Raw genomic sequence first — 20,125 nt, forward strand, 5'->3', positions numbered from 1 at the left:
CTCAATGACATCGAGTGAACGGTTGAGTCATGCCGCTGACCTGCGTTGCAACACATGACAACTGTTGCGCACTACCGCAACGTGGTTGCGGCACCGGAAACTTGGGCTATCCAATCCACCCAGGAAATGGAACTGCAAATGGCACGTTTCTTCCCTTCAGGCCCGAACGCGCTGTCCGCCTTTGTTGCGATCCTCGTGACCGGCGTCGTCATGATCTATCTCGGAGTTGCGGTGTCAGACGCGGGCGCCATCACGGCGACGCTCATCACCATGCACGCAGCGTGGCAGGCGCGCCAAGATAGCGGTGCTGACACCGAGGGAGGACAGTGATGTAAGCCCGTCTCAGCGTGTGCTAGGGGCATAGCCGGAGAGGGGATTGATGGGGTGTCAGAGCTGATCATGGGCAATGAGCGAGGCGGTCCTCAGCAAGCAGGCGTCGGGGCGCTGAAGCCGCTCGCCCCGGACCTGCCACCAGCGAAGAGAGAGCTGGCTAAGGCACTGCGCGCCCTGTACCGAAGCACTGGCCTTACTGTCCGACAATGCGCCAGACAGTGCCACCTTGACGCCTCCGTCGTGTCCCGCTACCTCAGCGGGGCACGGATCCCACCCTGGGAATTTGTGACTGCGCTGGCGTCAGGCGCTCCCTTGAACACTCACGACCTGGGCCTCCTGCTGGAGCAGGCCCTGCAAGAGGACGGTGGGGACGCGGCTCGAATCGCAATGCTGCACCTGCAGCTCGCCAAGAAGGGCCGCGAAGCTCTCGCCGCCCAACGCAGAGCCAAAGACCTGGAAGAGCAGGTGACTCAGACGCAGAAGGAGCTGAGCACTCTCCAGAAAAAGATGAAAACCGAGATCGAGAAGCTGGAGAAGAAAATCCTCCGCGCGCGGCAGGAGCTGAAGCACCACGAGGAAGACGCTCAGCCTACAGCTGCCCTTGAGGCCAAGCTCCAAGTGTTGGAGAAAGAGAAGGCAAAGAAGAAGGGGGATCTAGCTTTCAGCCGGAAAACCACCATTACTTCCTGGGACGGGGCGTACGTTGGGCCCGATGCGTTTGATTGCGGCTACTAGCAGACCTGCATTCATTTCGCCATTTATTCTGGAGCGCGAGGCCAGTAAGTAAGGCGCGATACACCAGGCCTCCCGATACGCCAAATTCTATGAGTCTGGAGTATCCCCGCAAGGCACGATTCGAGAATCAGAAAGCGGAAGCGGTGGGGAGCGCAAGCTGCGACTCCGCCCCCCACCGGTGTCAAATTAGCATCATCTGCCCACCCTCATCTGATCTCCTCGACGGCACAAACTCAGACTTGGCGTCCGGGGCGTCCCGCTCAGCCCTCAACCACCATGCGAACTGGTAGTTGCGGCAGGTTCGGAAGCGAACCAACTTCCGGCGCGGCTCGTTCTCGGGGATATTGTGCTCGCCCCATCCGGCGATAGGGCGAGCGTTCTCCAGATGCACATAGAGGCCCGGCACAAGGGCGGGCCCCTCCCACCGCTCTCCAGGTGCACCCTCGAAGGCAAGATGCGCGTTGTCGCTCCACTTCCAGGGGTTGGGCAGCGCGCACAGATACCAGGCCAGGGGCGGGTTGTGCTCGGGGAGTTCGATCGTCTGATGCCGGCGGTCGGCGTCGAGCCTGGGACGGTCGGGCTGGCCGAAGCTGCGCAGGCAGTGTTGGTCGAGGGCTACGTGTCGCACTCCAGCCAGCCACATAATGTGATATCGAGTTCGCGATTCGATTTGAACCTGTATTCGACGTGACATCCATTCCCCATTTACCCGTTTTAATTGGTGAGAGATCCATTTCTCTCTACTACCAATTTTATCAAATTTCCCACCAATTCCAGATGTCTGTCATGTCGGAAGCCATTCGGGTACGGCATGTTGAATTCCTCTTCGAAAGCCCTCTCGTACTCCTCCTTGGGGAGAGAGATGGGGCGGCGGCAGGTGGCCTTGATGTTGGAGCCGCTGAGGTCGGTGACCTGTACGTCCTCGAAGTAGCGGCGGAGCAGCGGCTCCAGGGTCTCGGGGGTGTGGAAACGCAGCTTCTGCCACTTCCCTTTGACGAAGTTCATCTCCACGTTGTCCTCGTCGAGGAAGCTCATCTTGGTGGTCGCGGTCTGGGAGGTGACCCGCTTGGCCTGCTCGTCCCGGAGTTCGCGGGCGAGGTTGCGTGTGCCGAGGCACACGACCCCGTCCGCCGAGCAGAGGGCATTGACGGTGGTCATCACCCAGTGCTGGTAGTCCAGGGTGGTGGTGGCGTTGATGACGGAGTCGAGGACCACCACGTCGTACAGGCCGTTGGCCTGGATGTCCTTGTCGATGTCGCGGATCATGCCGACGACGGCTCGGATGTCGACGGCGTACGAGCCGTCCCGGCAGCGGTAGGGCTCGTAGTCGTGGATATTGAAGCCCTTGGCGCGCAGGTGCTTGGCGTAGTCGCCGTACCCGGCGCCGAAGTCCACGACCCGGTGGGTGGGCTTGAGCCAGGGCGTGACCAACTGGTCCCAGGTCTCGGAGCCGTAAGCGAGCTTTCCGACCTTGGCCTTGGAGGAGAACTTGCGCAGCCTCTTGGGCTGCACGATGTGCTGGTTCCACACCGGGGCCTTGCTCTCGATGGCCGTCCAGTCGTAGACGCCGTACTCGCCCGTGAGGTCAGCGTGGAGTTGGGCGGCGTCGGCGGACGTGACGGTCCAGGCCAGGAGGTTGAAGCGGTTGATGGAGGCGACGACGGCGTACTCGGCGTTGAGGACGATGCGACCCTGGTCATCGATGACAACGCTCCCCCACGGACCGTGGCCGGCGGTCATGTGCCCGATGGCGTTGATGAAGGAGAGGTTTCTTCGTTCCGCGACCCGGATGGACTGCCATGGAATCCACGACCAGGCGCCGATGACCCCGGGGTCGGCGTAGACGACGCTGGCCTCGGTCTCGACTCGGTTGTGCAGCAGGTTGAACTGGATCTCGTCCTGCAACCTGACCTTCGTGCCCAGCATGACCGCGGGCGTGTGCGTGAGGCCGATGGCCTGGAGCCCCTTGGTTCTCTGGTGGCCTGCGACCAGCGTGCCGTCGGCGTTGAGGATTACGGGCTTCACGACACCGTGGCGCCGCAGTGACGCCTGAAGCCTGACGAACGCCTCCTCACTGAGGCGGCGCGGGTTGTAGTCGGCGGGGCGAAGCTGTTCGAGCGGGTACGCCTCGTAGAACGTCGTGGTGGGGGCAATGCTCATGCCACCTCGCCCTCCTCGTGAGCCTGCTGCAAGACGTGCCAGCCGAAGCCGAGGTCGCTGTTGGTGTCGTCCACGAACTTCGTGTAGATGACGTTGAGGGCTTCCACCTCTTCGGAGGTGATCCGGACCCGCTTGGACTCCCACTGGAGGTAGCCCCACTGGAGGTAGTCGACGGTGGCCGCGGCGCCGGTGCCCGCGCCGTCGGAGGTGAGTTCCAGCGTCTCGGGAAGGGAGGTGTCGTCGAGGAGCCGGTCTACGCTCTCGCGGTCGTAGCCGGTGCCAGCCAGGTCCGGGATCTCGGAAAGGATCTCGGCCAGGAGCACGCTGTCATATCCGGCAAGGTCGTTGGTCCGGTTGTCGACGATGACGATGCGAGCCGCCGCGTCGTCGTCGACGTCGACCCAGGTGACGGCGATCTGGTCCCAGCCGAGCTGCTGGGCAGCCGCGTACGTATGGTTGCCCGCCAGGATCTCGTTGCGGCGGCCCGTGTGGGTGCCCTTGTTGACGACGATCGCCCGGTACTGGCCGTTGACGGTCAGCGATTCGGCGATCGAGGGGAGGTCACCGTTGCGAGGGTTCCGGTAGTACGGAACGAGGTCCTCGGTGGGGACGGCGAGCGGCAGGAGCAGTTCGGGGATGTTGGCAGGCGTCGGGGTCACTGGGCGTCCCTTGTGTAGGCCGTTCCCCGCGCCCTACAGCTAGTTCAGACTAGACGATCACACCGGGCCGCTACGGTCGCCGGGGTGAGGGTTCGGTTGGTGCGTCAGCCGCCGACTGCACGCCCATCGCTGAAGGTGGTGGATGGCGGCGGCCAGCAGCCCGCAGGCGGGGAAGGCCAAGAGGCCGGCAAGAAGGACACCGCCGCCGCCGAGCTGTACAACCACCCAGGCGACAACGGCGATGACCGCCATGAGCACGACGGGCATCGCGTCGGCGACAAGGCGCAGAAGGGTGTACATCACCGGTTGTTGCAGCCGCAGATGCCGGTCGGCAGGCACCAGGAGTCGCAGGATCGGCACCACACCGCACCGGGCACGGGAGGTGTCCGGCGCTCCGGCTCTGCGGGCGGTTTCTGCTTGGCGGTCATGCTCCATGTCGCTTTCGTCGTCGGGTAGTTGTGGCTGCGTCGGGTCCCGTGAGGTGCCGGGCCGCGTCTGGATCAGGGTCTGCCGGTACTTCGAGGCCCGGGTCACGTTCCGCGAGGGCCCTGATCGGCGTCCCGTCCCGCTCGACGAGGAGACGCTCGTACAGATCGCGATCTTCTGGATGCCCGGCGAAGTCCTCCGTGTTCATGGCTCTCCTGAGTGCACGGGGACCCGCCCCCGGCGTGAGGCGGGGACGGGTCCGGTCGTGATCGTGGATCTTGGCGGCGCCCCGGCGGCTCCGCTCAGACGCGGGGCCGGTGCCTGGCGGGTAGGGCGCGGGGGATTGGCCACCCGCCAGGCACCGAAGGGGAGTGCCGCATGCCACGGCACGCTAGTGAGCCGGTTCCTCGGCTGAGGCCGCCCTCACCAACGAGATAGAACGTATCACGCATCAGTGTTGGGATCTATCTCTAGCCATGGTGTAGCCCCGTACTCGAACCCGTCGAAGGGTGCAGTGCCGTGGGCTGTCGGCACGTCCGTGAAGAACAGCCCCTGCTGGGCCGCTGCGGGCCTCGCGGTGAAGTCCTCGGGCCTGGGCGCCTGGGGGTTGAACCGAGAGGGCGGCGCGGGTTCTCGTACCGGGATGACAGCAACCACCGTGGACACGCCGATCCGGAACGCGTCGTCGGGCAGTTCCGTGATCGTCCCTCGCGCCTCCTGGACCCGTGCCCGGAAGTCCTTGGCCTTACGGTCGCTCCGGTAGGGGAGGCTGCCGTACATGACCGCCACGACCAGGCCGCCCGGCCGGACGAAGCGCAACGCCCGCTGGACGTGCCGGATGTCCTGCCGGTCAGCGAACGGCGGGTTCATGATGACCCGCTGGTAGCGCCGCTGCACCTTCACACTGAAGAAGTGGCCGGCCGTGACCTCGCGGGCGTAGCCGCCAGCGCGGATGTGCTCGGCGCGAGCGGTGTCGAGTTCGATGCAGTCGACAACGGCACCGCGGGCAACTACGGCCTCAGCGATGGCGCCGCGTCCGGCCGACGGCTCCAACACCTCGCAACCGGCTTCGAGTTCCGCCAGGTCCAGGAGCTGTTCGACAAGGGGCTTCGGCGTGGGGAAGAACCCGCGGTCGACGTCGGTGATCACCTCGCCGGTGGCGAGCAGTCCCGCGATGGCGTCGGCAGCGGCGAAGGGGAAGATGTGGGCGCGCTGGTAGCGGTTCCAGGTGCCGCCGACCGCCTGAAGGGCCAGGTTGACCCGGTCGTACAGTTTGCGGTCCAGCGTGCCGTTGAGACGGAGCGTCAGGCCGTCGACCGTGGCGGAGCGGATGACCCTGAGAACGTCGGTATCTATCTTCACGGTCGGTTCCTCACTCGCTGGCAGTCTTGGCCTCAGCGGCGAGCAGCGCCGCTTCGAGCTCGACCAGGCGGGCCGTGACCATGAGGTGGGTACGCACGTACACCGAACTACCGGCACCCTTCATGAGGTCGGAGGCGGCGATGAGAGTGAGGTTGTATGCCTCGTTCAGGGCGGCTCCGTCGTTGTCACGGCGAGCCTTGAACAAGTGCCTCGCAGCCTTGCGGACGAGTTCGGCCACGTCGGAGTCGTACTCCTCAAGGGCGTTGGCCGAGGCGGGCACGTCGAACAGGTTGTGGTTGATGTTGCGCATGGTCCGGATGTCGTTCATCACTGTGGGGCTCCATAGAGAAGGGGGCGGCCCCCTGGGGCCGCCCCGGGACGGACGGGTCAGGCCGCGACAGCGACCGGCTCGGCCGCCGCCTTGACCTCGATGTCGTCCCCCTCCGGCTCCGCCGGGCTCTCGGTCTCCGCGTCGACGGCCGGGGTGGCCTCGGTCTGCGAGTCGGCGTCGGCGGCCGGGGCGGCATCCGGCTGCGGGGCGAGCTCGGCCTGGGCCTCCAGCTCGGCGTCACCCGCAGCCGGTTCCACCTGGGCGAGGACGGCCTCGGCCTCGGCCACCAGGTCGGGCGCTGCGGCGTCGGGGTTGACCATGATCTCGCTGGCGTCCGCGTGCGCCTTCGCCTGACGGAGCTGAAACCTGGCCTTCTGCACGACGTCCGCGACCCGGTCCATCTGCTCAAGCCGCTTGCCGACCTCCCCCACCAGGGTGCGGGCCAACTCCATAGGGTCTGCCTTGCCGATGCTGTCCAGCAGCGCCCACATCCCCTCGATCGCGTCGAGGTCGCTCTTGGTCTTGGCCTGCGCGCGGCTCCGCTCGGCCTTCTCCTCGGCGGTCATCTCGTCGACGTCGACCATGGAGCCCTGCGTGGCCGCCTTCTCCTGCTTACGCATGGCGTAGGCGATGTGGACGAGCTGGTTGTCGTTCTTGTCGCCCTTCTTCCAGTCCTGGAAGACCGCCTTCTGGTTCTCCTTCGAGAGTGCGGCGATCTGAACGGCGGCCTGGGTCCCGATGTGCCCGAGGTCGACGGCCGACTGGATCTCGGGGCGCAGAGCGAGCAGGGCCAGCCTCTGGTTGACGAACTGGACCGACTTGGAGAAGGTCTTCGCGACGCTGGCGGGCGTGGCGCCCTCCTTCTCGTCCATGACCTTCTTGAAACCGCGCGCCTCCTCCAGCGGGAGCATGTCCTCGCGGTTCAGGTTCTCGGCCATGGCCTTCTCGAAGGAGTCCATGTCGCTGATCTCGGACTCACCGTCAGGCAGCAGGATCTTCGCCTCGATGGTGATGTTGTCCGCGAGCTCGTTGGCGCGGAAGCGGCGCTCGCCGGCCACGAGCTCGTAGCCCTCCTCCACCTTCCGGACGACGATGGGCTGGAGGAGCCCGTGCTGCTTGATCGACTCAGCCAGCTCGTTCAGCGCGTCCTCGTCGAAGGTCTTGCGGGGCTGGTTCGGGTTGCGGTGGATCTGGCGCATCTTCAGAGTGGCGAACTTGTGCGACATTTCGATCTCCAAGAGGTCGGCGGGGGCTTCTCCTTCCCCCCTTCCTTCTGGTTCTATTCTATATGCATTTAGGAGAGAGGTCCACAATTTTCGAGAAGTTTTTGCAGGTCAGACGCGCGAGAGCGGCCCCTCGCGGGGCCCGCCCTCAGCTACTCACGTAGATCGACTCGCGGCAGCGCCACGCGCGCAATCCACCTCGCGGTCGACCCGTTTCGGGTCCACGACCGCCAGAGCCCCCAGTGCGACTAACGCAGCCTCGTCATCCAGGATGACGTTCTCCGTGCCGCCCGACTCCTCCAGCCGAGCCAGCACTCGATCCAGCTCGATCCCCACCCGTACCCTCCCCGCATTTGCAGCGTTTCGCCCCCCTCGCGAGCCGCGCTCAACTTAGATCCCTACACAGACGAGCTAGCGGCGCACATTGAGCCCCATTTGGGCACATGTTGTGATCTTGCACCCAAGGAGGCAGTAGAGGGGCGGCGGCCCCACATGCCGAGAACACGCTTACTGCGCCTGAGGCTATAGATCTTGCTTTGGGCGTTACCCATTGTCAACCAACATAGACATTGTGCTGCCTCGCCAGTCGCTGTCGCCCCGCAGCGATACTGAGTCCGCACCACATCCGTCGTCCACCGCCAGGTCAGGTCCGCTCGCCCCTAGGAGTAGTCAGCACCATGCCGCTCGGCCCGGACACCCCCCTCTCCAGCAAGCTCGCTGTCCTGATCGGCAGGAAGCTCAGGGCGGACGGGAAAACTCTGAGTACGCGCGACATCGCTGCCGCCACGGCTGAGACGCCCGGCGGCAAGCCCGCGCTGACCCACCAGGTCGTGAACGATCTACTGAACGGCGTCAAGTCGAACCCTACGATCGCCCAACTGAGCGGCCTCGCACGCGCGTTGGGCTCTCCGGTAGCTTACCTACTCCCCGGTTACAACGGATTGACGTCCCTGTCGGTCTATGAGGAGTACCAAGACGCACGCGAGGCACTTCGACTCATCCATGACCTGGGTGACGCCGGAGCCGCCGAACTTCTGGAGGCCGCACGTGAGATCCGTCTGCGACACGGGCGCAGTGATCTCGCCGTCCCAGAGGTGCCCGAGCCTCTTCCGCCTGCCCCGGAACCACCGCGGCCTGGCCGGCGGAGGCGTCTCAGCTTCACCGAAGCGGCTGAGCGTGCCGTCTCTGACTTGGAAGGAACCTGAACCAAATGGACGGCTTAGTCTTCGGCCTGTGCGCTCTGATCGGCCTGGTGGGCACCGCGCTCTCCGCTCGGGAAGCCTGGCGTCAGCGTGACCGAAGCGACTACCGCGTAGCCCGTTTCACCCGAGCTGTGGCCATCGGCATCTGCACGGTGGGCGTCATCTTCGCCGTCCCGGCCATAGAGGACGCGATCGAGTCTGTGACCGGGATGAACAACGCCGCCAAGCTCGGAGCGCACATCTGTGCAGTCGTATGGTGCGGCAGTCTTCAGCTGATGATGGTGGACTGGTCCTACAACCACGAGGTGTTGAAGGCCAGCCTGTACGCACGCATCGCGTTGGCGGTGTGCGTCCTGACGGCGATGCTGCCGCTGTTCGTCAACACCACCAATGAGAGCGTGGAGTTCACGACCGAATACGCCGTCGTACCAGGCGTCACCGTCTACCTAATGGTCTACCTCGGCTACGTAGCAATCACCTGCGGCGAGATCGCGTTCCTCTGCACCGGGATGGCTCTGGTTGCCCGACGCGCTGGACACGTCTGGTCAGCCCGCGGTCTCGGCCTGTCGTCGATCTCCGCACTCCTCGGCGTGGCCTACGCCGCCAGCAAGGGGTCATACCTGGTGACCCACTACCTGGGCCACCCGTGGCCGCTGCGGTACGAGGAGATCGTCTCCCCACTCCTGGCCGGGCTCGCCGTGATCTCACTCATCACGGGGCTGACCATGGCAATGGTAGGCAGGCGGCTCGCATCGCGGGTGGCGGCATCAGCCACCTGACATACCGGACAGCGTGCGCCAGTGAAGGACGACTCGTCCCGGCTCGATTGTCCGGACGCCGCGGGCGCTCGCAGGGAACACCTCGATCTTCTCCAGGAGGAGCAGCGTGATGGCCCGCTTCGACGCGGTGGGTGCACTGTTCCACCACTTCACGAGGTCCTTGGCGTGGCCGAGTGAGAAGTTCGCCATCTGCTCCGCGTAGCGAAGGCGCGAACGGATGTCCTTGAGATTGGCCGCGATCTGGCGCTCTCCGGCCACCAGCGCCTCGCTACTGATCTCGCGGTTGCCGTAGAGCCTTCCCAGCTCCGACTGGCGGCCTTCCAGATCCTCGATGTCCTGCTTGAGGTCCTCAACCTGCTTGCGCACGGCGGCCTGGGCCTTAGCGATCTGCGCTCGAATGCCGGGCTTGAGGAGTTCCGCCACGACGTTCTCTCCGACGTAGTCCTCCAACAGCTCGGCATCAATCCGGACCTCACCGCAGCCTCCGGACCCGCTCTTGCCCTTCGGGCGACAGCGGTATCCGGGCGTACCCGAATTCGTGCGGGCACCTCCGAGGTCCTGTGTGCACTTTCCGCAGGCGCAACCCCCGCCGATCAGGAGATAGTCGTACGCGGGCTCTGCATCCTTCGTACTGCGAGCCTTCTCCCGTTCCAGGAGGGCTTCGAACTCCTCGCGTGTGATAGCTCCGGGGTGACCCGCGTCGACGAGTTCGCCGTCATCGTCGTAGCGCAGTCCGGCGATCGCCGGGTTGCGAAACAAGCGTCCAACCGACGCGTCCTTCCACTCCCCTCCAAGCGTTCCCCGGTAGCCCTCACCGTTCGCCCAGACCGCAACGTCCGCGTTGGACACGGACAGGTCGACCAGCGCCCGGCTCACCATCTGGCGGAGCGGGTCCACTTCGTCGTCACGTAGCCGACGACGTGAGGCGTCATCGAAACCGTAGAGCCGTGGCATGCGGTGGTCCGTTCTCGTCTCGTGCGCCCGTAGCCGCCTGATCCTAGGCCACAGCCCTTGTCCGAACTATGACCCAGCGAGACCGACAGACTCAGGGCCCCACAGATCACTGCACCAGGGGCGTCACCCCAAGCACTTGCCAGAGTGCAGCGGTAGGGACTCTCACCGTGCCGCCCAAGGGGAGCGTCTGCACGGGGAAAGACCCCTCCTTGATCAAGTTGTAAGCCTTGTGCGTGCCGATCCCCAGCGCCCGCGCAGCCGTCACGACGTTCACGGTCGGTGGCAGCGCGAGTAGTTCCTCCAGGGTCATCGAGCTGACCCCGGCGTCCGTAGCTACAGATGCGTCCTTCGTTGTCATTCCCGTTGTCGCGTTCTCCCCCACGCCAACGTGCCATAAGGATACGCCAACACTGGAGTGTTGGGGCAAGATAGACATCGGTTCGACAAGGACCGACACAGAAGGTCCACAACCGAAGGCCACGAAGGGGAGATACGTGTTCAACCCCACCTATTACCGGCGCTGCGCGTGCCAGGAACCAGCCGTCAATACCGACGGCACTCCGAAGCTCGACGACGCTGGCGCTCCGAAGCTGCGCATGCTGGGAGCAAGCTGCCCGAAGCTCCGGCGAAAGGGGCACGGCACCTGGTACTTCACCATGGAACTCGAAGCGGGCGAGGGCGGAGAGCGTCAGCGCGTGCGACGAGGGGGATTCGCCACGAAGGACAAGGCGGAGACCAAGGCGGCTGAGGTCTACCGTGATCTGCTCGGTGGCGCCGACGTCCTCAGCAACGCCACAGTCGGCGAGGATCTGGGCGCGTGGCTCAAGCGCAAGAAGGGCCTGGCCCGTACGACGCGCCATGGATACGAGGAGCACGTGAGGCTCTACCTCAAACCTCACCTCGGCCACATCAAGCGGCGTGACCTCAAGCTGCGCCACGTCGAGGGCATGTACGACGCGATCGAGCGGGATAACGCCGAGCGGCTCATCCACCACGCGAGGGTGATCGAGCTGCAGGAGGCTCGCGACGCCGCCTACACAGCCTGGGTACGTGCCGCGGGGAGGAAGGAGGAGCGCCGCGTCGCGCGTCAGGCGTACCTCGACGCCAACGCCGCCTTCCGCGAGGGCCGCAAGGGCAAGGAGAAGATCACCAGCGCCGCGACGCTGCACCGCATCAACGCCACACTCAGCTCGTTTCTGGGCAGCGGGATCAAACGCGGCGAGTATGCGACCAACCTGGCCGCGCTCGTCGAGCTGCCGGCGGTCAAGCGCCCCAAGGCTCTGGTCTGGACAGCGGAGCGGGTCGAAGAGTGGAAGCGCACAGGCAAGAAGCCCAGCCCTGTCATGGTCTGGACGCCGGAGCAGACAGGCGAGTTCCTCGACTTCGTGAATGACGACCGACTCTGCGCCATGTGGCACGCGTTCATCTTCCGTGGCCCTCGGCGCGGCGAGATGTGCGCTCTGCCCTGGCCGGAGGTGAGTCTCACGGGCTCGTGGTTCCGCATCTCCGCGCAGATCGTTGAGATTGCTTACCAGCAGTACGACGAGGCTCCGAAGCAGGACAGCGTGCGCACCGTCACCCTGGACTCTCAGACGAACAGGCTGTGGGCAAGATGGCGAGTCACCCAGGCCGCGGAGCGCGAGCAGTGGTCTGGGGGACAGGCGTGGGTCGAGAGCAACCGGGTCTGGACCCACGAAGACGGCGAGCCCCTGCACCCCGACTGGATAAGTCGTCGGTTCAACCGACTCGTCGACCTGTCCGGCCTCCCGCCGATTCGCCTGCACGACACCCGGCACCTGTCGGCAACGCTGGCGCTACTGGGCAAGGCAGACATCAAGGTCGTCCAGGAGCGGCTGGGCCACAGCTCCCGCCAGATCACCTCGGACACGTATACGAGCGTCCTGCCTCAGCTCATGACCGCCGAAGCGGAATCCACGAATGCAGTCGTGCCTCGGCCGCGGAAGCAAGATCCCAAAGAGGGTGAGCCCTCCAAGCTGAAGGACCAGCGCGACGCCTCGGAGAGCGACCCCAATGTCGATGGCGATGGCCCAGATGAGGGAATGCGCGCCGCCGCGTGACCTCCGGCCTCAATCCGGCCTCAGGATCATGAATCCATGATCAACTAGGGCTGCCAAGATCCCCCAACTCGCCCGACCCGCCAGCAAAGTTGCTGGTCAGATCGATTCTCCTCGCGTAGTGAGTGGTGGGGCGGGTGGGACTCGAACCCACGGCCGACGGATTATGAGTCCGCTGCTCTAACCGGCTGAGCTACCGCCCCACGGCGGCGTGTCGCGCACATTTGTGCGCGCCGTCTGCCGCAGCATAGCCGCTCATACGATCTCCTGCTTCGGATGGTCGACCACGCACGCCCATGGAGACTGCACCGCCGCCTGCGCGGTTCCCGCCCACATGAAAAAGGACCCCAAGGGGGTCCTCTTCTTGTGCTCCCCCGACTGGACTCGAACCAGTAACCTGCCGGTTAACAGCCGGCTGCTCTGCCAATTGAGCTACGGAGGACCGAGCTCCCCCGACTGGACTCGAACCAGTAACCTGCCGGTTAACAGCCGGCTGCTCTGCCAATTGAGCTACGGAGGAATGCCTCGTTGCATCGAACGTGCCTGCCTGGGTATTCGCCAGAGGGCGGGCGCTCGCTGCGACACATACATTAGCGCAAGCAGGGGGGTGCTCCGCCAATCGGTACTCCCCCAGGACGGAAGGGTGGCTCCGCCATGCGCTACAAGCTCACGTTCGTCGTCGGACTGGCTTTGGGTTACGTCCTCGGCACACGTGCCGGTCGAGAGCGCTACGAGCAGCTGAAGAAGTCGGCACGTCAGGTCGCGCAGAACCCTGCCGTCCGCAACACCGCGGAGTCGGCCGCGCAGCAGGGCCGCGAGTTCGCCGGCAAGGCGTACCACGTGGTGAGCGACAAGGTCGGCGACCGCGTCCCCGACTCGGTGGCCCAGCGGGTCCGCTCCCTGCGGGAGCGCAACACCAACGGCGCAGCAGAGGACGACTGGGGCACCAGCGACACGTAGCAGCTCACCTGCCACGACGCGCCCGCACCCGGCAAAGCGCACACACCCCCGTGGCGCAGGACCCATAGAATTTTCGCCATGGGGATAGTCGCCGGGTTGGACAGTGCACCCGATTTCACTCGCATCGTCGTCTGCGACACGGACACGGGCACCGTGCTCAGGCAGGGGTATGCGCCGCATCCGGTGGACGGCGACCGCCCGGCCGACGTCGACCCGCAGGCCTGGCTGCTGTCCCTCGGTGAAGCGGCCGGCGGCGGGCTCCTCGAGGGCGTGCAGGCCATCGGCGTGTCGGCGCAGCAGAACGCGGTCGTGCCGCTGGACGCGCAGGGCGGCACGGTGCGCCCGGCGCTGGTCGGCGGCGACAAGCGTGCGCAGGTCGCGGCGGCCGATCTGATCGACGCGCTCGGCGGCCGTGAGGCCTGGGCGCAGGCGGTGGGCTGTGTGCCGCAGGCCGCGCAGCCGGTGACCAAGCTGCGCTGGCTCGCCAAGAACGAACCGGATGCCGCCCTGCGCACCGCCATGCTGATGCAGGCCCACGACTGGCTGGTGTGGCAGCTGCTGGGCAGACCGGTCAGGAGGACCACCGACCGGGGTGGCGCCTCCGGCACCGGCTACTGGTCGGCGGCGACCGGCAGCTACCGTTCCGATCTCGTCGAGCTGGCGCTCGGCCACCAGGCGATGCTGCCGGAGGTGATCGGCCCTGCGGACGCCGCCGGTACGACCCCCGAGGGGCTGCTGATCTCCGCCGGGACCGGGGAGACCATGTCCGCCGCCTTCGGCCTGGGCATCGGGCTCGGCGACGCGGTGGTGTCGCTCGGCGCCTCCGGGTCCGTCATGGCCGTACACCCCGAGGCCCTGGTCGACAGCAGCGGGATGATCACGTCCCTCGCCGACGCGACCGGCATGCATCTGCCGGTCGTCACCACGCTGAACGCCGTACGGACCCTGCGCGGGACCGCCGAGCTGCTCGGGCTGCCCGATCTGGAGAGCCTGTCCGAGCTGGCGACGAAGTCGACACCGGGCGCCCACGGGCTCGTACTCCTGCCCTATCTGGAGGGTGAGCGGACGCCGAACCTGCCGCACACGGCCGGGTCGATCGCCGGGCTGCGGCGGGAGTCGATGAAGGGGGAGCATCTGGCGCGGGCGGCGTTCGAGGGCATGCTGTGCGGGCTCGCGGACGCGCTGGACGTGCTGCGCGGCCGGGGTGTCGAGGTGCGGCGGATCTTCCTGCTGGGGGCGGCCGCCGAGCTGCCCGCCGTGCAGGCGGCGGCGCCCATGCTCTTCGGGGCGCAGGTCGTCGTGCCGCAGCCCGCGGACTATGCGGCGATCGGTGCCGCCCGGCAGGCCGCCTGGGCGCTCGGGGTCTCGCAGGGCACGCTCGATCCGCGCAACCCGCCCGTCTGGCAGGGCGCGAGCGGACAGGTGCTGGAGCCCGGTGACGAGCTGGCGGTGGGTCAGGCGGTACGGCAGCAGTTCGTTTCGGTCCGGGAGCAGACACACCCCGGCGCTTTCCGCCCATAAGGCGGTACGGAGCACTGCTGTCGGCTTAATCGGTTGAGGTAACACGGGTGGAGTGTCCGACGATAGGAGCCTGGGGCATCAAGCCCGCCCCGCCGCCGACTCCGAGAGACGTAGCGTGCTCATACGACTTCTGCGGACCTACCTCAGGCCCTACAAGAAACCCATAGCCCTGCTGGTGCTGCTGCAGTTCCTGCAGACCTGCGCCACCCTCTACCTGCCCACGCTGAACGCGCACATCATCGACAACGGCGTTGTGAAGGGCGACACCGGCTACATCCTCTCCTTCGGCGCCCTGATGATCGGCATCTCGCTGGCGCAGGTCGTGTGCAACACGGGTGCCGTGTACTACGGCGCCAGGACCGCCTCCGCGGTCGGCCGTGACGTCCGGGCGGCGGTGTTCGACCGGGTGCAGTCCTTCTCGGCTCGGGAGGTCGGGCAGTTCGGGGCGCCCTCGCTGATCACCCGTACGACCAACGACGTACAGCAGGTCCAGATGCTGGCCCTGATGACGTTCACGCTGATGGTGTCGGCGCCCATCATGTGCGTGGGCGGGATCGTGCTGGCGCTCGGTCTCGATGTGCCGCTGTCCGGGGTGCTGGTCGCGGTGGTGCCGACGCTGGGCATCTGCGTGACGCTGATCGTACGGCGGCTGCGGCCGCTGTTCCGGGCCATGCAGGTGCGGCTCGACACGGTGAACCGGGTGCTGCGGGAGCAGATCACCGGCAACCGGGTGATCCGGGCGTTCGTACGGGACGACTACGAGAAGGATCGTTTCCGTAAGGCGAACGCCGACCTCACCGAGATGCAGCTGGCCACCGGCAACATGCTCGCGCTGATGTTCCCGATCGTGATGACGGTGGTGAACCTGTCCTCGATCGCCGTGGTGTGGTTCGGCGCGCACCGCATCGACAGCGGTGGGATGGCGATCGGTGACCTGACCGCGTTCCTCGCCTATCTGATGCAGATCGTCATGTCCGTGATGATGGCCACCTTCATGTTCATGATGGTGCCGCGCGCGGAGGTGTGCGCCGAGCGGATCGAGGAGGTCCTCGGGACCTCGTCGAGCGTGGTGCCGCCCGTCGCGCCGGTCACGGAGCTGCGCCGGCACGGGCATCTGGAGATCCGGGGCGCCGGGTTCCGCTATCCGGGCGCCGAGGAGCCCGTGCTCAAGGCCATCGACATGGTGGCGCGGCCCGGCGAGGTGACCGCCGTCATCGGCTCGACCGGCAGCGGCAAGTCCACCCTGCTCGGGCTGGTCCCCCGCCTCTTCGACGCGACCGACGGCGAGGTGCTGGTCGACGGCACCGACGTGGCGACCATCGAGCCCAAGCTGCTCGCGAAGACGGTCGGTCTGGTCCCGCAGAAGCCGTACCTGTTCGCGGGGACGGTGGCGACCAATCTGCGCTACGGCAATCCGGACGCCACGGACGAGGAGCTGTGGCACGCGCTGGAGGTGGCGCAGGCCAAGGACTTCGTCCAGCGGCTGGAGAACGGCCTCGACTCCCCCATCGCACAGGGCGGCACCAATGTCTCCGGCGGCCAGCGGCAGCGGCTCGCGATCGCGCGGACGCTGGTGCAGCGCCCGGAGATCTACCTCTTCGACGACTCCTTCTCCGCCCTCGACTACGCGACCGACGCGGCGCTGCGGGCGGCGCTCGCGCAGGAGACCGCGGAGGCGACCGTCGTGATCGTCGCCCAGCGGGTGGCGACCATCCGGGACGCGGACCGGATCGTCGTACTCGACGAAGGACGTGTCGTCGGGACCGGCCGGCATCACGAGCTGATGGCGAACAACGAGACCTACCGGGAGATCGTGCTCTCCCAGCTGACGGAAGCGGAGGCTGCCTGATGGCCGGGCCGATGGCGCGGATGATGGGCCAGGGCGGCGGTCCCGACAGCCGTTCGATGGACTTCAAGGTGTCGGGCAAACGCCTGATCTCCCAGTTCAAGCCGGAGCGGCTGACGATCTGCGTGCTGCTGCTGTGCGTGGTCGTGAGCGTCGGTCTGAACGTGGTCGGGCCGAAGATCCTCGGCAAGGCCACCGACCTGGTCTTCGCCGGCATCATCGGGCGGCAGATGCCGGCCGGGGCCACGAAGGACCAGGTCCTCGCGTCCATGCGGCAGCGGGGGCAGGGCCAGATCGCCGACATGCTCCGCAGCACCGACTTCACCCCGGGCAAGGGCATCGACTTCGGCGCGGTGGGCGACGTCCTGCTGCTCGCGCTCGGCACGTTCTTCGTCGCCGGTCTGCTGATGGCGGTGGCGACACGGCTGGTGAACCGGGCCGTCAACCGGACCATGTACCGGCTGCGCGAGAACGTGCAGGCGAAGCTGTCGCGGCTGCCGCTGTCGTACTTCGACAAGCGGCAGCGCGGTGAGGTGCTGTCCCGGGCGACCAACGACATCGACAACATCGGGCAGACGCTGCAGCAGTCGATGGGCCAGCTCATCAACTCGCTGCTGACCATCATCGGTGTGCTGGCGATGATGTTCTGGGTGTCCTGGCTGCTCGCGCTGGTGGCGCTGGTCACCGTGCCGCTGTCGTTCGTGGTCGCCACACGGGTCGGCAAGCGGTCGCAACCGCACTTCGTGCAGCAGTGGCGCTCGACCGGCAAGCTGAACGCCCACATCGAGGAGATGTACACCGGCCACACGCTGGTGAAGGTGTTCGGGCGGCAGGAGGAGTCGGCGAAGCAGTTCGCCGAGCAGAACGACGCGCTGTACGAGGCCGGGTTCAAGGCGCAGTTCAACAGCGGGGTCATGCAGCCGCTGATGATGTTCGTGTCGAACCTCAACTACGTGCTGGTGGCGGTCGTCGGCGGTCTGCGGGTCGCCTCGGGCGCGCTGTCCATCGGTGATGTGCAGGCCTTCATCCAGTACTCGCGGCAGTTCTCGATGCCGCTGACGCAGGTCGCGTCGATGGCGAACCTGGTGCAGTCGGGTGTCGCCTCGGCCGAGCGGATCTTCGAACTCCTGGACGCGGAGGAGCAGGAGGCGGATCCGGTGCGCGGCGAGCGGCCCGAGGAGCTGCGCGGGCGGGTGGAGCTGGAGAACATCTCCTTCCGCTATGACCCCGAGAAGCCGCTGATCGAGGACCTGTCCCTGAAGGCGGAGCCCGGGCACACGGTCGCGATCGTCGGCCCGACGGGAGCCGGCAAGACCACCCTGGTCAACCTGCTCATGCGGTTCTACGAGGTCTCCGGCGGGCGGATCACCCTCGACGGCGTCGACATCGCGACGATGTCCCGGGACGAACTGCGGGCCGGGATCGGCATGGTGCTGCAGGACACCTGGCTGTTCGGCGGCACGATCGCGGAGAACATCGCGTACGGCGCCTCGCGGGAGGTCACGCGCGGCGAGATCGAGGAGGCGGCGCGGGCGGCCCACGCGGACCGGTTCATCCGGACGCTTCCCGACGGCTACGACACCGTGATCGACGACGAGGGCACGGGGGTCAGCGCCGGGGAGAAGCAGCTCATCACCATCGCGCGGGCGTTCCTGTCGGACCCGACGATCCTGGTGCTTGACGAGGCGACTTCTTCGGTGGACACCCGGACCGAGGTGCTGATCCAGAAGGCGATGGCGAAGCTGGCGCACGGGCGTACGTCGTTCGTGATCGCGCATCGGCTGTCGACGATCCGGGACGCGGACACGATTCTGGTGATGGAGAACGGGGCGATCGTGGAGCAGGGCGCGCATGCGGAGCTGCTGGCCGCGGACGGTGCGTATGCGCGGTTGTACAAGGCGCAGTTCGCGCAGGCGGTGGCTGAGGTCGACTGAGCGGTCGCCCGGTGCCGGGGCTGGGCCGGGTGGGTGTGCTTGCCCCGCGCTTGCGGGGTGCCGCTGCGCCCACCCGTGCCGCCCCTAGCGGCACGACTGCCCGCAGCTACGGCAGACATCGGGTACCGACTGCTCGGGTGGGCGCCGCCCCAGCGGCACGACTGCCCGCAGATACAGCGGCTACGGCGGCACCCGGCGCTCAGCTGCGCGCCCTGAAGGGGCGCGGGGCTGTGTCGACTTGCGGCTCCGCCGCGTAGGCGCGACCAGCCCCCACCGGCCCGCGACGGCGTCAGTCCAGATAGCCCCTCAGCTGGTCCGCGAATGCGTGATCCCGGAGCTTGTTCAGGGTCTTCGACTCGATCTGGCGGATGCGTTCGCGGGTCACGCCGAAGATGCGGCCTATCTCCTCCAGGGTGCGGGGGCGGCCGTCCGCGAGGCCGTACCTCAGCTGGACCACCTTCCGCTCGCGCTCGCCGAGCGTCGAAAGCACCGCCTCCAGATGCTCGCGCAGGAGCAGGAACGCCGCCGACTCCACCGGCGAGGTGGCGTCGCCGTCCTCGATGAGGTCGCCGAGGGCCACGTCGTCCTCCTCGCCCACCGGGGCGTGCAGGGAGACCGGTTCCTGGGCCAGGCGGAGGACCTCGCTGACCCGCTCGGGGGGCAGGTCGAGGTGGTCGGCGACCTCTTCCGGCGTCGGCTCGTAGCCGCGTTCCTGCAGCATGCGGCGCTGGACGCGGACCACCCGGTTGATCAGCTCGACGACGTGGACCGGGACCCGTATGGTCCGGGCCTGGTCGGCGAGGGCCCGGGACATGGCCTGGCGGATCCACCAGGTCGCGTACGTCGAGAACTTGTACCCGCGGGCGTAGTCGAACTTCTCGACTGCCCTGATCAGGCCCAGGTTTCCCTCCTGGACCAGGTCAAGCATGGTCAGCCCGCGGCCGACGTACCGCTTGGCCACGGACACGACGAGCCGCAGATTCGCCTCGATGAGGCGGCGCTTGGCCATCCGGCCCATGACGACCAGGCGGTCCAGGTCGAGGGCGAGCTGGCTGTCCAGGTCGGGTGCGGTGCTGAGCCTCTCCTCGGCGAACAGGCCGGCCTCGACACGGCGGGCGAGCTCTACCTCCTCGGCCGCGGTCAGCAGGGGGATACGGCCGATCTCGCGCAGGTACTGGCGGAACAGGTCAGAGGACGGGCCGCCGGTGTCGGCGGAGCGGGCACGCGGCGGTGCCACCGGCTCGGGGTCCTCCGCGGCCTCCAGCGCCTCTTCGGGCGGTTCGGCCGGCTCGGGCGGGCTCTCGGGCTCCGCCTCGGGGTGGTGCGCGACACGGGTCTGCGGGGGGACCGCGACGAGAACGTCGGTCGGGGCGTCCGGCTCCGTGCCGTCCGTACTTGTGTCGGTCTGGGTGAGGGTCTGGGTCTGCACGGGGGCGACCTCCAGGGTGATCGCTGCTGAGGTGTGCGGCAGCGCTGCTTCGGGAGCGGAGTCGACGGCCTCGCCGCTGTCCGTCCCGTACGCGATGAGCGGAACCGCGGGGTTGTGCGACCCGTGGGGGACGGGTCCGCCGCGCTCCGAGGACTCAGGCACCGGACCCAGTGTGGAGTACGACACATCGCCGCCA

The 20,125-nt window shown here is 66.9% G+C and carries 19 protein-coding genes and 3 tRNA genes; 10 read left to right on the forward strand and 12 right to left on the reverse strand.

Annotated elements, in window-relative coordinates:
* The first annotated feature begins 54 nt into the window (after positions 1 to 54).
* The gene (locus tag ABD355_RS35640) at positions 55 to 330 is read left to right on the forward strand and encodes a hypothetical protein (RefSeq protein ID WP_344405113.1); all 276 of its coding nucleotides are present in this window, start codon (positions 55 to 57) and stop codon (positions 328 to 330) included.
* Positions 331 to 384: 54 nt separating this feature from the next.
* A complete protein-coding gene (locus ABD355_RS35645; protein WP_344405115.1) occupies positions 385 to 1,068 on the forward strand; it encodes a helix-turn-helix domain-containing protein in 684 nt (227 codons plus the stop codon).
* A 181-nt stretch (positions 1,069 to 1,249) separates the two neighbouring features.
* Here the strand turns inward: ABD355_RS35645 and ABD355_RS35650 are convergent, their stop codons facing one another.
* From ABD355_RS35650 to ABD355_RS35660, 3 genes are all read right to left on the reverse strand, one after another.
* Positions 1,250 to 1,696, reverse strand: a complete 447-nt coding sequence (locus tag ABD355_RS35650) for a hypothetical protein (protein WP_344405116.1) — start codon at positions 1,694 to 1,696, stop codon at positions 1,250 to 1,252.
* A gap of 86 nt (positions 1,697 to 1,782) precedes the next feature.
* Positions 1,783 to 3,228 (reverse strand): methyltransferase domain-containing protein, encoded by a 1,446-nt coding sequence (locus ABD355_RS35655; protein ID WP_344405117.1) that lies wholly within the window; start codon positions 3,226 to 3,228, stop codon positions 1,783 to 1,785.
* Positions 3,225 to 3,887 (reverse strand): ParB N-terminal domain-containing protein, encoded by a 663-nt coding sequence (locus tag ABD355_RS35660; protein WP_344405118.1) that lies wholly within the window; start codon positions 3,885 to 3,887, stop codon positions 3,225 to 3,227. The genes ABD355_RS35655 and ABD355_RS35660 overlap by 4 nt, the downstream gene beginning before the upstream one ends.
* Positions 3,888 to 3,986: 99 nt before the next feature.
* On the opposite strand from ABD355_RS35660, the gene ABD355_RS35665 reads away from it, so the two are divergent.
* Positions 3,987 to 4,343 carry a hypothetical protein gene (locus ABD355_RS35665; protein ID WP_344405120.1) on the forward strand — a complete coding sequence of 119 codons (357 nt, stop codon included), beginning with the start codon at positions 3,987 to 3,989 and terminating at the stop codon, positions 4,341 to 4,343.
* A 414-nt stretch (positions 4,344 to 4,757) separates the two neighbouring features.
* Here ABD355_RS35665 and ABD355_RS35670 read toward each other — a convergent pair whose 3' ends face one another.
* From ABD355_RS35670 to ABD355_RS35685, 4 genes are all read right to left on the reverse strand, one after another.
* The gene (locus ABD355_RS35670) at positions 4,758 to 5,675 is read right to left on the reverse strand and encodes a class I SAM-dependent methyltransferase (RefSeq protein WP_344405121.1); all 918 of its coding nucleotides are present in this window, start codon (positions 5,673 to 5,675) and stop codon (positions 4,758 to 4,760) included.
* Positions 5,676 to 5,685: 10 nt separating this feature from the next.
* On the reverse strand, positions 5,686 to 6,003 hold the full coding sequence (locus ABD355_RS35675; protein ID WP_344405123.1) for a hypothetical protein: 318 nt from the start codon (positions 6,001 to 6,003) through the stop codon (positions 5,686 to 5,688).
* Positions 6,004 to 6,062: 59 nt separating this feature from the next.
* Entirely contained in the window at positions 6,063 to 7,232 is a 1,170-nt protein-coding gene (locus ABD355_RS35680) for a ParB/RepB/Spo0J family partition protein (protein WP_344405124.1), read from the reverse strand.
* Positions 7,233 to 7,385: 153 nt separating this feature from the next.
* Positions 7,386 to 7,565, reverse strand: a complete 180-nt coding sequence (locus ABD355_RS35685) for a hypothetical protein (protein ID WP_344405125.1) — start codon at positions 7,563 to 7,565, stop codon at positions 7,386 to 7,388.
* A gap of 341 nt (positions 7,566 to 7,906) precedes the next feature.
* On the opposite strand from ABD355_RS35685, the gene ABD355_RS35690 reads away from it, so the two are divergent.
* Entirely contained in the window at positions 7,907 to 8,434 is a 528-nt protein-coding gene (locus ABD355_RS35690) for a hypothetical protein (protein WP_344405126.1), read from the forward strand.
* Between the two features lie 5 nt (positions 8,435 to 8,439).
* Positions 8,440 to 9,210, forward strand: a complete 771-nt coding sequence (locus ABD355_RS35695; RefSeq protein WP_344405127.1) for a hypothetical protein — start codon at positions 8,440 to 8,442, stop codon at positions 9,208 to 9,210.
* Here the strand turns inward: ABD355_RS35695 and ABD355_RS35700 are convergent.
* Positions 9,199 to 10,164 (reverse strand): recombinase family protein, encoded by a 966-nt coding sequence (locus ABD355_RS35700; RefSeq protein WP_344405128.1) that lies wholly within the window; start codon positions 10,162 to 10,164, stop codon positions 9,199 to 9,201. The two genes, ABD355_RS35695 and ABD355_RS35700, sit on opposite strands and share 12 nt — an antisense overlap.
* A gap of 494 nt (positions 10,165 to 10,658) precedes the next feature.
* Here ABD355_RS35700 and ABD355_RS35705 point away from each other — a divergent pair, with 494 nt between their 5' ends.
* On the forward strand, positions 10,659 to 12,242 hold the full coding sequence (locus ABD355_RS35705) for a tyrosine-type recombinase/integrase (RefSeq protein ID WP_344405129.1): 1,584 nt from the start codon (positions 10,659 to 10,661) through the stop codon (positions 12,240 to 12,242).
* Positions 12,243 to 12,365: 123 nt separating this feature from the next.
* Here the strand turns inward: ABD355_RS35705 and ABD355_RS35710 are convergent.
* From ABD355_RS35710 to ABD355_RS35720, 3 genes are all read right to left on the reverse strand, one after another.
* Positions 12,366 to 12,442 (reverse strand) — tRNA-Ile (locus ABD355_RS35710).
* 166 nt (positions 12,443 to 12,608) lie between these two features.
* A tRNA-Asn gene (locus ABD355_RS35715) sits at positions 12,609 to 12,681 on the reverse strand.
* A 5-nt stretch (positions 12,682 to 12,686) separates the two neighbouring features.
* Positions 12,687 to 12,759: transfer RNA gene (locus ABD355_RS35720), tRNA-Asn, on the reverse strand.
* A gap of 134 nt (positions 12,760 to 12,893) precedes the next feature.
* Between ABD355_RS35720 and ABD355_RS35725 the strand changes: the two genes are divergently transcribed.
* The 4 genes from ABD355_RS35725 to ABD355_RS35740 all read left to right on the forward strand — a co-directional run bounded on the left by ABD355_RS35725 (position 12,894) and on the right by ABD355_RS35740 (position 18,500).
* Entirely contained in the window at positions 12,894 to 13,199 is a 306-nt protein-coding gene (locus ABD355_RS35725) for a YtxH domain-containing protein (protein WP_344405130.1), read from the forward strand.
* Positions 13,200 to 13,277: 78 nt separating this feature from the next.
* Positions 13,278 to 14,720, forward strand: a complete 1,443-nt coding sequence (locus ABD355_RS35730; RefSeq protein WP_344405131.1) for an FGGY family carbohydrate kinase — start codon at positions 13,278 to 13,280, stop codon at positions 14,718 to 14,720.
* Between the two features lie 115 nt (positions 14,721 to 14,835).
* Entirely contained in the window at positions 14,836 to 16,569 is a 1,734-nt protein-coding gene (locus ABD355_RS35735) for an ABC transporter ATP-binding protein (protein WP_344405132.1), read from the forward strand.
* Positions 16,569 to 18,500, forward strand: coding sequence for an ABC transporter ATP-binding protein (locus tag ABD355_RS35740; protein WP_344405133.1), 1,932 nt, complete (start codon positions 16,569 to 16,571; stop codon positions 18,498 to 18,500). The genes ABD355_RS35735 and ABD355_RS35740 overlap by 1 nt, the downstream gene beginning before the upstream one ends.
* 289 nt (positions 18,501 to 18,789) lie before the next feature.
* On the opposite strand, the gene ABD355_RS35745 is transcribed toward ABD355_RS35740, so the two are convergent.
* Positions 18,790 to 20,091: an RNA polymerase sigma factor gene (locus ABD355_RS35745; RefSeq protein WP_344405134.1), complete on the reverse strand. Its 1,302-nt coding sequence runs from the start codon at positions 20,089 to 20,091 to the stop codon at positions 18,790 to 18,792.
* Positions 20,092 to 20,125 lie beyond the last annotated feature (34 nt).

The sequence above is a fragment of the Streptomyces longisporus genome (assembly GCF_039532765.1).
GTDB classification, from domain to species: domain Bacteria; phylum Actinomycetota; class Actinomycetes; order Streptomycetales; family Streptomycetaceae; genus Streptomyces; species Streptomyces longisporus.

What these genes read in the sequence shown, in the direction of transcription:
- ABD355_RS35655 (WP_344405117.1), bottom strand. Translation starts at nt 3,228, where the DNA reads ATGAGCATTGCCCCCACCACGACGTTCTACGAGGCGTACCCGCTCGAA.
- ABD355_RS35730 (WP_344405131.1), top strand. Translation starts at nt 13,278, where the DNA reads ATGGGGATAGTCGCCGGGTTGGACAGTGCACCCGATTTCACTCGCATC.
- ABD355_RS35640 (WP_344405113.1), top strand. Translation starts at nt 55, where the DNA reads ATGACAACTGTTGCGCACTACCGCAACGTGGTTGCGGCACCGGAAACT.
- ABD355_RS35680 (WP_344405124.1), bottom strand. Translation starts at nt 7,232, where the DNA reads ATGTCGCACAAGTTCGCCACTCTGAAGATGCGCCAGATCCACCGCAAC.
- ABD355_RS35690 (WP_344405126.1), top strand. Translation starts at nt 7,907, where the DNA reads ATGCCGCTCGGCCCGGACACCCCCCTCTCCAGCAAGCTCGCTGTCCTG.
- ABD355_RS35695 (WP_344405127.1), top strand. Translation starts at nt 8,440, where the DNA reads ATGGACGGCTTAGTCTTCGGCCTGTGCGCTCTGATCGGCCTGGTGGGC.
- ABD355_RS35725 (WP_344405130.1), top strand. Translation starts at nt 12,894, where the DNA reads ATGCGCTACAAGCTCACGTTCGTCGTCGGACTGGCTTTGGGTTACGTC.
- ABD355_RS35675 (WP_344405123.1), bottom strand. Translation starts at nt 6,003, where the DNA reads ATGAACGACATCCGGACCATGCGCAACATCAACCACAACCTGTTCGAC.
- ABD355_RS35700 (WP_344405128.1), bottom strand. Translation starts at nt 10,164, where the DNA reads ATGCCACGGCTCTACGGTTTCGATGACGCCTCACGTCGTCGGCTACGT.
- ABD355_RS35740 (WP_344405133.1), top strand. Translation starts at nt 16,569, where the DNA reads ATGGCCGGGCCGATGGCGCGGATGATGGGCCAGGGCGGCGGTCCCGAC.